We start from the raw sequence: 14,067 nt of genomic DNA on the forward strand, positions 1-14,067 counted from the left end.
TGGTGGTGGCGGCGCCGTTTCAGCGCGGCGCATCCCAGCCGGTCCCGGCGCGGTAGACGTTGGCGTTCAGGAAGACGCCCTGGACGCGGGTGATTCCGCCGTCGCGAAACTTGAACGCCTGGCCGAGCAGGTTCTCGTTCGGGAACTGCGTGCGTTCCATGTGCGGATAGTATTTGCCGTTCAGCGTCACGCCCTTCACGTCGCCGCGGCGGCGGAAGTTCCAGACGCCGAAGACGACCTGCCGCTTGACGTCGATCAGCGGAAAGCGCGCATTGTCGTAGCTGGTGATGAAACCGTAGACGCCCGTGTCCAATTGCTCGCCCGGCGGCATGCCCAGCGTCGAGCGGACGGCGGCGAACCAGCTGTCCTGATCCTCGATCGGCTTCAGCGGGTGCGGCCACGTGTCGTTTGGTCCCAGCGCCATCAACGTGCCGTTCTCCAATCGCAGGGCGGAGTTCGGATTGAACTTCACCTTGCTGCCGTCGCTGCTGGACACCGCGCGCAGATAGTTCTCGGTTTCCTCCGCGAGCTGCGCGCGGGTCAGCCGGGTTTCCGGCGCCTCCGCCTCGAACCAGATCGGATCGACCGGCGGCATCGACAGCGCCATGGGCGCGCCGCGGTGAATGACCGTCTCGATCTCGGCAATGCGGCCCTCCACCACCTTCAGGCGCAACGCCATCAGTCCTGCCAGGTCGTTCTCGACGAAGGCGACATGGCTCGCCGCCTCTCCGGCATCGGTATCGATATAGTCGACACGGTAGCTGTCGAGCCGGTCGATCGTGTGCCACAGAGCCTCACCCAGCGGGATGGCGACGCCGTTTTCCGTAAAGCGGCAGTCGGGCGTCAGCGGCAGGCGTGACGGATCATGCGCCACCAGCGCGTCGAGGTAGAGCGAAATCATGTCGTGCAGCGCGGCGCGCGTCACGATGGTCGGTGCGACCGGATCGGCGATCATGCTTTGGTCTCCGGAAAACGAAGGGTGTCGGCGAGCAGACGAGCGAATGCGGCCATGTCGGGTTCGCGGTCGATGCCATCGATGCGCTGGAGGATGGCGGTCGCGGCGGTAGCGGACACTGTCCCCGCATAGGCGACCTGCTTGTGAAACTTCGCCTCGATCTGCGCCCGCGTTGAACCGGCGACATCGGGATAGCCGCGCGGTTTGCCCGGCAGGGCTTCTGTGATCGTTCGGCCATCGACGGTCCGGACCTCGACGATCACGCCCTTGCCGCCCGCGGGCAACGGTTCGAGCGTGATCCGGTCGATCAGGCTTGCCAGCGCCGGATCGAGGCGACGCGTCGCCTCGTAATCCTCGAGCGTCAGATCGCCGCGCAGCAGCGCCGTCGCGCAGGCGAAGCGGATGTTGAAATTGGCCTGCGAATGGGGCGACGGCCCCTCCTGCAGGGGCTTGGCGATGAACAGCTTCAGGACGTGCGGGGCCACCCGTACCCGGATCGCGTCGATCACTGCCGGGTCGATGCGGTTCTTCGCGCGCAAGGCGAGCGCGCATTCGATCGCGGGGTGATTGGCGGCGCACGACGGCCACGGCTTGAAATAGACTTCGCCGTGCCAGTCGCGGCCAAGATTTTTCGTTAGGAGTTCCGGCCGCGCACAGCCGGGCGTGAACTGTGCGTAGAGGCCGGATGGACTGAGCAGCGGATCGGCCATCCCGCTCCAGCCGGCGGAGGCCATTTCAGCCGCGAGGATGCCGTTGCGGGCGGAATTGCCCTGCTGGACCTTCCAGGCGGAGGCACCATCCCAGATGCTCTGAACGGTGCCGCCGATCTGGTCGACCGCCATCCCCAAAGCGTGCCGGGTCGCCGCCGCGTCAAGCTTCAGGAGGCGCGCGGCGATCGCAGCCGACGCCATCGTCGCGTGCAGCGGGACGCCGTCCCACCCGTCGTTGAAGTCGATGCCCGACGCTGCCAGCGTGCGTGCCGCGAGATCGTCGCCGACCAGCATCGCGGTCAGGAACGTCTTGCCATCGGCGCGCTGCGCCTCGGCCATCGCCAGCGCGCTCATGACGGTCGTCGGGGCATGGTGCGACGGCACCTGGGTGCCATCGACGACGACGGTCATCACTTCGAAGTCGAACGTGCGCGCGAGCAGGGCATTCGCCATGGCCGCGTCGCGCGGCGCCGCCCGTTGCCCTGTTCCGAGAACACTGGCCGGGCCACCGCCGGTGCCGCCGATCACCGCCGCGGCAGCCGCGCCGCCTTCGCCGCGCAGTCCGCCGATCGCGCAGCCGATCACGTCGATCAGCCGCAGTTTGGCATCGCGGATGCTGTCGGCGTCGATGTCGGCATAGCGCGCGGCGGCGACATGAGCGGCGATCCGCAAGCCGACGCCGCCATCGGTCGTGCTCGTGCCCGGCAGCCGGCGCGGCGCCAGCGTCCCCGGGGCCGCTGTCGCGATCTGTGCGGACGCCGCAGGCGCCGTCGCCACACCGCCGGCACCGAGCACCGCTGCCGTGACGAAGTTGCGTCGATCGAGAGTGCCGCGCCGCGTCACGATCAGAACTTCACGCTGGCGCCGAGGGTGAAGACCCGACCGATGGTGTCGTAATAGGCGCCGTTGGTCAGCGTGAAGAGCGTCGCCGAAGGCAGCGGCGGCGGATCGCGATCGAGCAGGTTGTTGACCCCGCCGAACAGGCGGAAGCGATTGCCGACGTCCTGGCTGATTTGCAGGTTGACGTAGGCGACGGCCGGCACCCGGTTGGTGTTGACCGAGGTCGCAGCGCTGAGATCCGCCGTCCGGTCGATCACGCCGCCCGACAGCGTCAGCACCTGTCCGGTCAGCGAGAAGCCGTCGCTTTCATACGTCACCGACGTGTTCGACCGGAATTTGGCGATGCCAACATTGCTGTTGTCGCCCGCATAGTCGATCGTCGCGGAACCGTTGCCCAGATTGCTGTCGAAGCCGAAGGTGTATGTTCCGGTGAAGCCGATCGTCAGGGCGCCGTTCCATCCGTCGCGCAGGCTGTTCAGCGGCAGGCGGTAATTGCCCGCGATGTCGAGACCGCGCGTCCGCAGCGTCGCTGCATTGATGTAGTTCGACCGGAACTGCACCGGCGTGCTGCCCGAAAAGGTGAATAGCGAACAGAAATAGGACTGACCCAGCGTGCAGAGCGGCCCGGCGGTGCTCGCTGCGACGGTCGTGATCGCATCCTTGAGGTCGATGTCGAAGTAATCGACGCTGACGGTCAGGCCGCGGATCGCTTCGACGACGGCACCGAAGGTCAGCGTGTCGGCCCGTTCCGGCCGCAGGTTGGGATTGCCGATCGTGGAATTCTGCGGAATGCTCGCCGCGATGCCGTTCACGGTGACGGGCAGGTTCGTCGCCGCCCCGTTGCTGAACAGTTCGAAGATGGCGGGGGCGCGGATGTCGCGCGACCGGCTGGCACGGAACCGCAGCCCATCGAACGGCTCCCAGGTCGATCCGACCTTCCACGTCGTCTGCGTCCCGGCCGTGCTGTACTCCGCGACACGCACCGCGCCGTTCAGGTCGAGCGAGTGCAACAGGGGCGCGTTCCGCGCCAGCGGTACGTTCGCCTCGACATAGCCTTCCTTTACGTTGAAGCTGCCCTGGAACGGCGCGGCGTTCGACGTTTCGAAGCCGCCGACGCCGGCGATCGCGTCGGCGGTGACCACCTGGCGTTCGTCGCGATACTCCGCACCCACCGCGATTGCGACCGGGCCGGCCCAGGTCGAGAACGGCGTGCCGTTGACGTTCAACGCCGCGGTCTTCTGCTCATATTCCGACCCGATGAAAGACTGGCCGCGGACGTAGTTGAGCGCCGCTGCCGAAGGCGTTCCATTGCCGAACAGGTTGATCGGCACGCAGCCTGCTGCCGCGGCATTGAAGGCTGCACCGGGCAGCGTCGCGCGGCAGACGACCTGCCCGCCACTCAGCACCGCATCGGTCGCGAAGCGGAAGTTGGACAGGATGCGGTTGTTCGAGACCTCGTTGCGATAGAGGTTCTTGCCCCAGCTGACGTGCGCGTCCCACTTCCACCCACCGCCCAGTTCGCCGAAGCCGCCGATCTTGGCATAGGGCGTCCGGTTGGTGACCTTCACCAGCGCATTGCCCAGGTCGTAGTCGACCCGCGACATGGTGAAGCTCTGCAATGTGCCCAGCGCGTTCTGGACGACGGCGGGGATAAAGGGATTGTCCCGCTGGATCGTGATCGCCGCATCGCGCGGCGGCAGCGTGGCGAGGTTCGCGATCGTCACCGCATATGACCCCTCCGCGTACAGCGACAGGGCGTCGGCGAGCGCATATTCGACGCGGACATAGGGGTTCAGCCGCTCGACGCTCGGGGCCAGCGACACGCCCTTTGCCAGCGACTGGCCCTGGCCGCCGATCTGCAACGTCGCGTTGCGGATACCGCCCAGGTCGAACGGCGCGACCGTGGTGGCCGACGTGAATTCATAGTTGCGCAGCGTGAAGGCGGCCGGACCGGTGATCAGGCCGCCCGGAGACGTCGCGGCGTGGACGTTAGTAGTGATGATGCTGGCGGGCTGGCCATTCGTCGCGAACGCGGCGTTGGCGACGCGTCCATATTCGTTGAAGCCCCAGCCGCGTGTGTAGACATCGCCGACCTGATCGTTCTTGACATAGTCCATACCGAACACGGCATGTCCGCCGGACCCAAAGCCGAAGCCGGCAAGCGCACCGATACGATATTGGCCGGCATCTCCGCGCGAACTGATGCTGGTCTGGCCGCGCAGCTCCAGCCCCTCGAACCGGTTCTTCAGGATGATGTTGACGACGCCCGCGACCGCGTCCGACCCCCATTGCGCAGAGGCGCCACCGGTCACGACTTCCAGGCGTTGGACCAGCAGGGTGGGCACGATGTTGAGGTCGGGCGCGGCCGGGATCGTACCCGTGCCGTTGCTGGCCGGCGCGAGAGGCGGGATGCGCGCGCCGTTGACCAAGACCAGCGTTCGCGCCGCCCCCAGGCCGCGCAGGTCTGCGGTCGAGGCGCCCGGCGTCTGCGTGCGGATGGCGTTCGCCGCCGGCGATGTGGTCGCGCGGAAGGCCGGAATTTCGTTCAGGATTTGCGCGACGTTCGACACCTGGCGCTGGTCGATCGCCGCTGCTCCGAGGATCGTCGTAGGCGTCGGCGCCTGCGCTCCGGAAACGCCGGTCCGCGTCGCCGTGACGATGATGTCGCCATCGCTCGCAGGAGCCGCCTGCGGCACGGTGGCATCGGTCGTATCCGAGCTTTGCATTTCAGCGCGCTGTTCGGCCACGACTTGTGCTGCCGCTGCCGCGAAAGGGACGGTCAAGGCGGACACGCAGACTCCAGCCGCCAGAGTAACCCTGCCCAATTTGGTGAACACGCGCGTGCCGTTCATCATCGCTCTCCCGTCCGAACCTCTTCGGGTTCAATAGTTCTATAAAAAGAACTATGCGTCCTGAGAGGCATTGTCAATGTGTTCGGTGCTGCGAGGTTTTCGGGCCGGAAGTTGTGTCGGCCATGCCCCGATCGGGCCACACCGGGCGAACACGACGTCGCTGCCGGCCTGGCGTGATTTATAGGTTGGTATCGCGGGCCGTCCTTATGCCGCTCGCCCCAACGGATGCTTCCTCGCGCTTGGGGCTCGACGGCGGCGCGCACGGAATGCTGGTGCCACCATACGACTTCAGCGCCTGCAGCTTCCTGCCAATCGCCTGCCGGCTGGGGTCGACGGGTATCGCGTGGCTGGTGCGGCTTGATTTCTGCCCGAGTGGCGGCGGGAGCATCAAAGTGCGCATCACGCTAGGGCCGCTGCGTTCGGTCGATTTCCTCGATCCCGGCGCGTTGCTTGATCGTTCGGCGCTGGCGATGGTTGCCGCCGTTCCGACCGGCGTTACCGACCGCGATCGCGATGCGGGGACGCTGCTCGCCGACTGGCCAGAGGAAGCGTTCGCCGTTTGCAAGCTTCCGGAGAACCAAGGGCGGCAATATCCTGCTGCTGAAGGTATCTTGCCTCGGATGCGTTCGCTGAGCCGTACCTCGCAAATCAGCTGCTACGACCGTCCGGCTTCGCCAGCGGTGGCTCGCTCAGCCTGACCGCCGCGGCGATGATCGAGCGGTTGTTTTGGAACGGTGCCGCGTTGTCGCTCAGCAGCGCACTGGCACTCACCCCTTTAGGTCCATCAAGAACCCTCATGTTCAGCTGAACGAACGGCCGGAGTTCGGAAGCAAAATCGGAGCCCGAATGGCCGCAATTGAGTCATCCCTGCCACTGCTCGCTCGCCAACGCGACGCGCCTTTGGTGGAAGGTCGTGGACCAAGCAATTTTGCAGCGGCAGACGTCGAGCCCGCCAATCCAGAGGCGGCGCCGGCGGAAGGGAGACCTGATATTCATGTCTCTCTCCGATCTTGAGGCGTTTCTTTTCCCCGTCATAATAGTGATTTAACGCGCCGCGAGCGGATCGATTCGGCACGGCGCTGCTGATTTTTTGGGGGGGTATGATGACGGGTTTGACGGGCAGCGGGTTCATCGAGCTTAAGCGAAACGAAGCGTCATCTGAGACATTCGATTCGCTTATTACCACCGGGAGCTCGACGACGCTTCCGTCCGGCTGGTACGTCGTCGAGACCGGCACGTCGGCAGTGGCGAACGGGCAGATCACGGCAGGGACGGGATCGTCCAATTCCGGCGACGTCTACAGCTTCGGCGCGAGCGGCAGCAGCGATCGGGCACTGGGTTCGGTTCTGAGCAGTACGAACAGTCCGCTGTTCGGCGCACAGTTCACAAATGGAACCGGCGCAGCGATCGGTGCGCTCGAGATCGCCTACACCGGCGAACAGTGGCGGTTGGGCGCGGCGGGGCGATCCGACCGACTCGACTTCCAGATCAGCTTCGACGCGACCAGCCTCACGACGGGCACCTGGAACGACGTCGATGCGCTCGACTTCGCCTCCCCGGTAACAACGGGCACGACCGGTGCGCTCGACGGCAACGCTGCGGCTAATCGCACGGCGATCGGCGCGACGGTTCAGCTGGCCAGCCTGATAGACATCGGAAAGACCTTCTGGATTCGTTGGAAGGACAGCGATGCGTCGGGGTCTGACGATGGCCTCGCGATCGACAATGTTTCGATCAAGGCGATCGCGGGTACCGTCACGCCGCCGCCGCCGACGCTCAAGCCGGGCCTCCTTGATATTGCCGACGCGTCGCTGGCCGAGGGGCAGGCGGGCGTTCAGGACATGATCTTCAAGGTCACGCGCAGCGGTGGCAGTGACGGCGCCGTCGCTGTGTCCTACACGGTCGTACTGGGCAGTGGCGCCGGGGAGGCTGACGCGACCGATCTCGGCGCGGGTATCGCGCTCGCCGGAACGGTAACCTTCGCCGACGGCCAGACGACGGCGGACATCCGCGTGCCGATCCGCGGTGATGCGTCGTTCGAGCCGAACGAGACCTTCGCTGTACGGTTGAGCGATCCCACGGGCGGCGCGACGCTGGGCGATGCGGTCGCGGTCGGGACGATCACGAATGACGACGCCGCACCGCCAGCACCGCCCGCCAATGTCTTCATCAACGAAATCCATTACGACAACGCCGGCGCCGACGTCGGCGAGGCGATCGAGATCGCGGGTGTCGCGGGCACCAATTTGTCGGGCTACCGCCTGGTCCTCTACAATGGCAGTAACCTGCCAGGCGCGGCGCCGACCTATGGCAGCACGGTCGCGCTGTCGGGTGTCATCGACGACGAAGGGCTGGGCTATGGCGCCCTCGCGTTCAGCTTCCCGGCCAATGGCCTGCAGAACGGCGAAATGGACGGTGTCGCGCTGATCGCGCCCGATGGCACGGTCGTGCAACTGCTGAGCTATGAGGGCGTCTTCACTGCCGCGCCGGGAACGCCCGCCGCAGGGGTGACGAGCACCGATATCGGCGTGTCGGAGGGCGGCAGCGATCCGGTTGGTCAGTCGCTGCAACTTGGCGGCCAGGGGGCGAGCGGCGCCGACTTCGCGTGGCAGGGCAGCGCCCCGGCCAGCTTCGGCTCGCTGAACCCCGGCCAGACCATTATTCCGGACAGCGGTACCGGCCTCGTCAGCGCCGGCGATGCGAGCGTGAAGGAGGGCGACGACGGCACCGCCAATCTTGTCTTTACCGTCCGCCGTGCCGGGGGGCTGGGCTCCAGCGCCAGCGTCGACTATGCGATCGCGCTGAATGGAACCGCCGATGCCGCCGATCTCGGTTCCGCTGCGGTGCTCCGCGGCACGCTGACGTTCGCGGCCGGGGCGTCGAGCGCGACGGTTATGGTTCCGGTGCGTGGCGACACCGTCGGCGAGGCGAACGAGACGCTGTCGCTCACCCTGTCGAACCCGGTCGGCAAGATCAGCATCGTCGACGGCAGCGCCATCGGCACGATCGTCAACGACGATCCGATCGCGCTCTCGATCTCGGCAATCCAGGGGGCGGGGCACCGGTCGGCCTACGAAGGCCAGTCGATCGTCACGAACGGCGTGGTGACCGCGGTCGACACCAACGGCTTCTTCCTCCAGTCCGCAGTCGGCGACGGCGACGCGGCGACGTCCGACGCGATCTTCGTCTTTACCGGGACGGCGCCCGCCGTGGCGGTGGGAGACGAGGCGCGGGTCAGCGGGATCGTCAGCGAGTTTCTCGGCGGTGCAGGAAGCCTGACGGTCACCCAGATCACGACGCCGCAGGTCGCCGTGGTCAGCCAGGGCAACGCGTTGCCCGCCGCGGTGCTGATCGGCGTCAACGGTGTCCTCCCGCCGAGCCAGGTAATCGACAACGACGGGCTGAAGAGCTTCGACCCGACTCAGGACGGCATCGACTTCTGGGAATCGCTAGAGGGGATGCGTGTCACGCTCGACACGCCCCAGGCGGTATCGAACACGTCGAATTTCGGCGAGACCGACGTGGTCGTGTCGCACGGCGTCGGCGCGACGGGAATGAACGACCGCGGCGGTATCACCATCGCCCCCAATGTCGATGGTACGATCGACTACAATCCCGAGAAGATCCAGATCGACGACGACAGCGGCGTCTTCGCCGGCTTCGCGCCGAACTACACGATCGGCGACCGGCTCTCGAATGTGACGGGCGTCGTCAACTATGCGTTCGGCGTGTACGAGGTCGTCGTCACCGAAGCGGTGACCATCACGCGCGACGCGACCCTGGAGCGGGAGGTCACGGGCCTGCGCGGCGATGCGAATTTCCTGAGCCTGGCCACATACAATGTCGAAAACCTCGATCCCGGCGACGGCAAGTTCACCATCCTCGCCTCCGACATCGTCTACAATCTGCGCGCGCCCGACATCCTGGCGCTGCAGGAAATACAGGATGCCGATGGAGCCGGTACGGGCAGCGACCTGAGCGGCACTGTGACGGCGCAGGGGCTGATCGATGCGATCTTTACTACCTCGGGACTGCGCTACGCTTATGTCGAGGTCGCGCCGACCACCGCCGGGTCGACCGGCGGCGAGCCGGGCGGGAACATCCGCAACGGTTATCTCTACAACCTCGACCGGGTCAGCTACGTAACCGGTAGCGCCGAACTGATCACCGCGGACGCCTTCGCCAACAGCCGCAAGCCGCTGGTCGCGCAGTTCGAATTCGCCGGGCAGACGATCACCACGATCAATATCCATTTCACCTCGCGTGGCGGCAGCGATGCCCTGTGGGGTAGCACCCAGCCCCCTACGGCGGCAGGCGATGCCCAGCGCACAGCGCAGGCCGAAGCGGTAAAGGCATATGTAAACGCCGAGCTGGCGACCGATCCGAAGCTCAATATGGCCGTCCTGGGCGACTTCAACGGCTTCTATTTCGAAAATGCGCTGACGACGCTGACCGACGCTGCGAAGGGTGGGGTCTTCACCAACCTCAACACGCTGCTGCCGGCGGAAGAGCGCTACAGCTACATGTTCGAGGGGAACGCTCAGCAGATCGACAACATCCTAGTGACCGGCGGATTGATGCCTGGTGCCCGCTACGATGCGGTCCACCTCAACTCGCAATTCGGCGGCAGCCGTCTGACCGATCACGATCCGCAGGTTGCGCTGCTGTTCCTCGGCGCCGCGCCGACCGCGCTTGCTCTGAGCGCGACGACGGTCGCCGAGAACCTGCCTGCCGGCGCGGTCGTCGGCACGCTCTCGGCGAAGGACACCGCGAACGACACGCTGACCTATACGCTTGTCGACAATGCCGGCGGGCGCTTCGCGGTCGATGCCCGGACCGGGGTCCTTACCACCACCGCCGCATTTGACTACGAGGCCAATGCGAGCTTCGCGATCGTGGGCAGGGCGACCGACACCGGCGGCCTGTCGACGACGGCGGCCTTCACCGTCGCGGTCACCAACGTCAACGAAGCTCCGGTCGCGGTCGGCGACCGCATCTCGGTGAACGAGGATGCCACGAGCGCGAACCTGTGGTCGGTGCTGCTCGGCAACGATCGTGATCCGGACGCGGGGCCAGCGCCGACGATCCGCTCGGTCGACGTCACCGGCACGCGCGGGTCGGTCGTATTCGACCCCGCCAGCCAATCTCTGCGCTACGTCGCCGACGGCGATTCGTTCGATGGGCTGGTCACCGGTACCACCACCGGCGACCGCTTCACCTACACGATTGTCGATGCGGGTGGGCTGACGAGCACCGCGACGGTGGACGTAACGGTGACCGCGGTCGCCGATGGCGTGAAGGTCGTCGGCGGCAACGGCGCGGGATCGATCATTGGTACAGAGGGCGAGGATTACTTGGCCGGCGGCAACGGTGCCGACACGCTGACCGGCCTTGCCGGCCACGACTTGCTGGTCGGCGGTAATGGCGACGACCGCTTGTTCGGTGGCGCGGATCGCGACGTGCTATATGGCGACGGCGGCAACGACCTCCTCGACGGCGGCAGCGGCAACGATGTGCTGTTCGGCGGCAAGGGCAGTGATACCCTGACCGGCGGTAGCGGCGCCGACCGCTTCCATTTCGCCAAGGCGGACGGGGCGGATGTCATCACCGACTTCAACGTCATGGAAGATCGTATCGTGCTGGACGGCGTGCAGCTGTCGAAGGCGACGTACGGCGACGTCAACCGTGACGGCATCGTCGACGTCACGCTGCAATTTACGCAGGGGGCGTCGGTGACTTTGCTCGGCGTGAGCGACGTGCGGGCGGTGGTGTTCGTAGCGTCCGATGGCTATTCGGACTTCGCCCCCGCATTGCTCGACCGGTTCGGCAACGGCTTCGCGCCGTATCTGCCGCAAGCACAGGATCTGGCCTACGCGGTTTGACCTCGCTTGCAAGACACGCTCTTACCGGGTGGCGAGATCGGCTCGGCCGGAAGCCACCCGGCACTGGGGGCGCAATGAACCGTATCGTTGTTGCGACCATTGCGCGGTGCGCCAGGCGTAAGTGACAGCGTCACCATGCATAGCTAGCTAATCGACTTTGTCGGCGACCCTGGTCGTTTCATTCGGAACGATACGTCAGCTTTCGACATTCTGAACGCTAAATGAGTGCCATGACCGTTGCGAGGGATTGGCGGTGGGGTGCTTGCGCTCATCCGCGGAAAAGGACCGTTCTTCGGACGCCACCGTACGCAATTGCTCAGTCGGGCGTGCCCAGACCGGATGTGGGCCTTGTCGTCGACGCCCCACTTCTAAAGCAGTGGTGCTCTCAACGAGCAGGCAGCGAAACTCGCATTGCGGCTTTCGGACTGCCCGAATTGCGGAAGCGGCCGCACGTGGCCAATAGTTAATGAATGACCGCTTATCGGAAGCGGGAGTAGCGACTTAATGGCCGATTGTGGTTCTGCCCAGACTCGGTGCGTTCGGCCGGCTCCAGAGCGTCCTCAACGTCAGCGGGTAAGTAGTGCACTATGCTGTCGATCTTGGCCTGCCTGGGTGAAACGCGTGCCATTTCCAAAGTCACACGACGGTGACGAAGCAAACATACCGGCTATACTTAGTTTCTGGTCGTCGCGGTCAAAGCTTAGATTGGTCAAAGCCCGCCATTCGATGATTGTCTTACCTCTCGACAACGACTTTTCTCATTGGTGCCAACTTCGCGAGCAACCGATTCTGTGCTGCGAAGGCGACACCTTCCGCTCCCATCGCCGCTTGAAGATTCTCGACTAGACGATTCATGTCATTCTGCTGCACGCCCATGTTCTTGTGAGCCGCCTTCATGTCGCGGCCGGTGTAGGCGCAACCGGCGTTGAGGATGTAGCAGAACTGCTCGAACAGCGTGCGCTTTAGCCGAATCCGGTCTTGGTTGGTGAAGATCTCGCCAATCCGCGGATCGGCGAAGTTGCTCGCGACGAAGCGATCGACGATGCGCCGGATACCGTCCTGGCCGTGGAACGCACGTGCCATCGCATCCCCGTTGAATGGGCGTGCGCCGGCATTGGACGGATCGACCGTGTAGGGATCGACCGCCTCTTCACCGGGCATGGTATGTGGCGCGGGAGTCTGTTGCGGAGCGGCGAGCAGGGTTAAGGCGAGGGCGGCGGCGATGAACATCGAACGGCTCCAGATAAGAGGTTAGAAGCTGCTCTGCAGCTGGAACAGCATGCCGCGCTGCTTGTCGAACGTCGCGATCGACCCGAGCTCGGTGTAGGCGATGGTCGCGGTGACATGGCGATTGAGGCCGTAGGCGACGAAGGCATCGGCCCAGTCGTCCTCGCGGGCGATCGCCAGGTTGCTGGGCTTTGTGCGGTATTCCGCGCCGACCACGAGCCGGCGGGAGAACTGGTAGGCCAAGGAGCCTTCGACCTGCAGGCGATGGGCATCACCCAACGCACCGCCATGACCGAGCAGGCCGCCTTGATTGGCTTTCGTCGCGCGCACGGTCACGTTGGCGAGCAGCGACCAGTCGAGGAACAGCTTTGTCGCAGTGACATAGTAATCGGTCCCGGCGCCATGCCTCGCACCGACCGCGCGGATGATCGCGTCATCCAGGCTATCCTTATGCTGCACGCCGACCGCGATCGCCGGCATCCATGCAGGGTCGTAGACGACGTCGCCGGCAACCCGGACCTTCGCGCCGAATACGTTCTGATCAAACTTGAAATCGTTGCCGAGGCCAAGCGCGCCGCCGACCCGGTTGGTATCGAACACCTGCCGTGCGACGCTGATCTCGACCCGGTCCCAGGCACCGATCGCCGCGGACAGGCTAATGAAGTCATAATCGGGCAGCGCGGCGATCGTCGCGCTCGCCTGGCCGCCAATCCCGTCCCTGGTAGCGTTGCCCGCAATGACGGCCCAGGGGGTCAGCCCCCCGCCGGCGCTGCCCTCGATCGTGCTGATGCCGTTGGTCAGCAGCAGCTTGCCGGGCGCGCCCAGTCCCTGCGCCGCGGCCGGTAGCGCGAGGACGGTGGCGCAGAGCGTGGAAAGGCAGAGAAGGGCACGAGTATTCATGCCCGCTGTCTGACGCAGGTTGGTAAACATGGTCTTAATCGCCACGTCCTTAACCTGGAATTGACGCCTGTCGCCGATACCGCGCGGGATGCGAACCTTTCACGCGCTCTGTATCGTCGCCGCCCTGTCGGCTCCGCTGCCCGCCCTGGCTGGTACGGTCGCCGTCCGGGTCGTCGATGCGAACGGCCAGCCCGTTCCCGATGCCGTCGTCGCCATCCACCCGGCCGCCGGCGTGCCGGCAGGTCCGATCCGGTTCCCCTGGGCCAGCGAAATGGTCCAGAAGAATATCGCATTCAATCCGGGGACGCTGATCGTGCCGATTGGTGCGACGGTCGCCTTTCCGAACCAGGACAAGGTCCGGCACCATGTCTACAGCTTTTCCAAGGCCGCGAAGTTCGAGCTCAAGCTGTTCGGCCGGGACCAGAGCCGCACCTACACCTTCACGACACCGGGCACCGTCGCGCTCGGATGCAACATCCATGACGCGATGTCGGGCTTTATCCGCGTCGTCGACACGCCCTTCGCCGGCAAGACCGCGGCGGCAGGCGATACCCGTGTCGCGAACGTGACCGGGGGCAGGGCGGTCCTCACGGTCTGGCACCCGCGCCTAAAGGCAAAGCAGAACGAAGCGAGCTTCCCGCTCAATGTCCCCGCCAGCGGAGACATCGCCAAGCGCATAACCGTCACGCTTCGCTGAACCG

The 14,067-nt window shown here is 65.4% G+C and carries 8 protein-coding genes; 3 read left to right on the forward strand and 5 right to left on the reverse strand.

Features of this window, described 5'->3' with window-relative positions; all coding sequences use genetic code 11:
* Window positions 1-19 precede the first annotated feature (19 nt).
* Genes ACFSC3_RS11940 through ACFSC3_RS11950 form a run of 3 tightly spaced genes read right to left on the reverse strand, consistent with a single transcriptional unit; the run spans window position 20 to window position 5,231 of the window.
* Window positions 20-955, reverse strand: a complete 936-nt coding sequence (locus ACFSC3_RS11940) for a DUF8021 domain-containing protein (RefSeq protein ID WP_380940661.1) — start codon at window positions 953-955, stop codon at window positions 20-22.
* Window positions 952-2,508, reverse strand: coding sequence for an MmgE/PrpD family protein (locus tag ACFSC3_RS11945; protein ID WP_380940662.1), 1,557 nt, complete (start codon window positions 2,506-2,508; stop codon window positions 952-954). The genes ACFSC3_RS11940 and ACFSC3_RS11945 overlap by 4 nt, the downstream gene beginning before the upstream one ends.
* Before the next feature lie 2 nt (window positions 2,509-2,510).
* Complete coding sequence (locus tag ACFSC3_RS11950) at window positions 2,511-5,231, reverse strand: TonB-dependent receptor domain-containing protein (protein WP_380940663.1); 2,721 nt, start codon at window positions 5,229-5,231, stop codon at window positions 2,511-2,513.
* 248 nt (window positions 5,232-5,479) lie between these two features.
* On the opposite strand from ACFSC3_RS11950, the gene ACFSC3_RS11955 reads away from it, so the two are divergent.
* Window positions 5,480-6,055 (forward strand): RNA 3'-terminal phosphate cyclase, encoded by a 576-nt coding sequence (locus ACFSC3_RS11955; RefSeq protein WP_380940664.1) that lies wholly within the window; start codon window positions 5,480-5,482, stop codon window positions 6,053-6,055.
* Window positions 6,056-6,460: 405 nt separating this feature from the next.
* Window positions 6,461-11,239, forward strand: a complete 4,779-nt coding sequence (locus ACFSC3_RS11960; RefSeq protein ID WP_380940665.1) for a Calx-beta domain-containing protein — start codon at window positions 6,461-6,463, stop codon at window positions 11,237-11,239.
* A 735-nt stretch (window positions 11,240-11,974) separates the two neighbouring features.
* On the opposite strand, the gene ACFSC3_RS11965 is transcribed toward ACFSC3_RS11960, so the two are convergent.
* Together ACFSC3_RS11965 and ACFSC3_RS11970 are read right to left on the reverse strand one after the other, a co-directional pair.
* The gene (locus ACFSC3_RS11965; protein WP_380940666.1) at window positions 11,975-12,469 is read right to left on the reverse strand and encodes a group I truncated hemoglobin; all 495 of its coding nucleotides are present in this window, start codon (window positions 12,467-12,469) and stop codon (window positions 11,975-11,977) included.
* A 21-nt stretch (window positions 12,470-12,490) separates the two neighbouring features.
* On the reverse strand, window positions 12,491-13,411 hold the full coding sequence (locus ACFSC3_RS11970; protein ID WP_380940667.1) for a DUF3034 family protein: 921 nt from the start codon (window positions 13,409-13,411) through the stop codon (window positions 12,491-12,493).
* 43 nt (window positions 13,412-13,454) lie between these two features.
* Between ACFSC3_RS11970 and ACFSC3_RS11975 the strand changes: the two genes are divergently transcribed.
* A complete protein-coding gene (locus ACFSC3_RS11975) occupies window positions 13,455-14,063 on the forward strand; it encodes a cupredoxin domain-containing protein (RefSeq protein ID WP_380940668.1) in 609 nt (202 codons plus the stop codon).
* The last annotated feature ends 4 nt before the right edge of the window (window positions 14,064-14,067 follow it).

The sequence above is a fragment of the Sphingomonas floccifaciens genome, assembly GCF_042681125.1.
Lineage (GTDB): Bacteria > Pseudomonadota > Alphaproteobacteria > Sphingomonadales > Sphingomonadaceae > Sphingomonas > Sphingomonas floccifaciens.

Coding starts and splice junctions, on each gene's coding strand:
- ACFSC3_RS11950 (WP_380940663.1), bottom strand. CDS start 5,231: ATGCAAAGCTCGGATACGACCGATGCCACCGTGCCGCAGGCGGCTCCT.
- ACFSC3_RS11960 (WP_380940665.1), top strand. CDS start 6,461: ATGACGGGTTTGACGGGCAGCGGGTTCATCGAGCTTAAGCGAAACGAA.
- ACFSC3_RS11955 (WP_380940664.1), top strand. CDS start 5,480: ATGCCCCGATCGGGCCACACCGGGCGAACACGACGTCGCTGCCGGCCT.
- ACFSC3_RS11940 (WP_380940661.1), bottom strand. CDS start 955: ATGATCGCCGATCCGGTCGCACCGACCATCGTGACGCGCGCCGCGCTG.
- ACFSC3_RS11975 (WP_380940668.1), top strand. CDS start 13,455: ATGCGAACCTTTCACGCGCTCTGTATCGTCGCCGCCCTGTCGGCTCCG.
- ACFSC3_RS11965 (WP_380940666.1), bottom strand. CDS start 12,469: ATGTTCATCGCCGCCGCCCTCGCCTTAACCCTGCTCGCCGCTCCGCAA.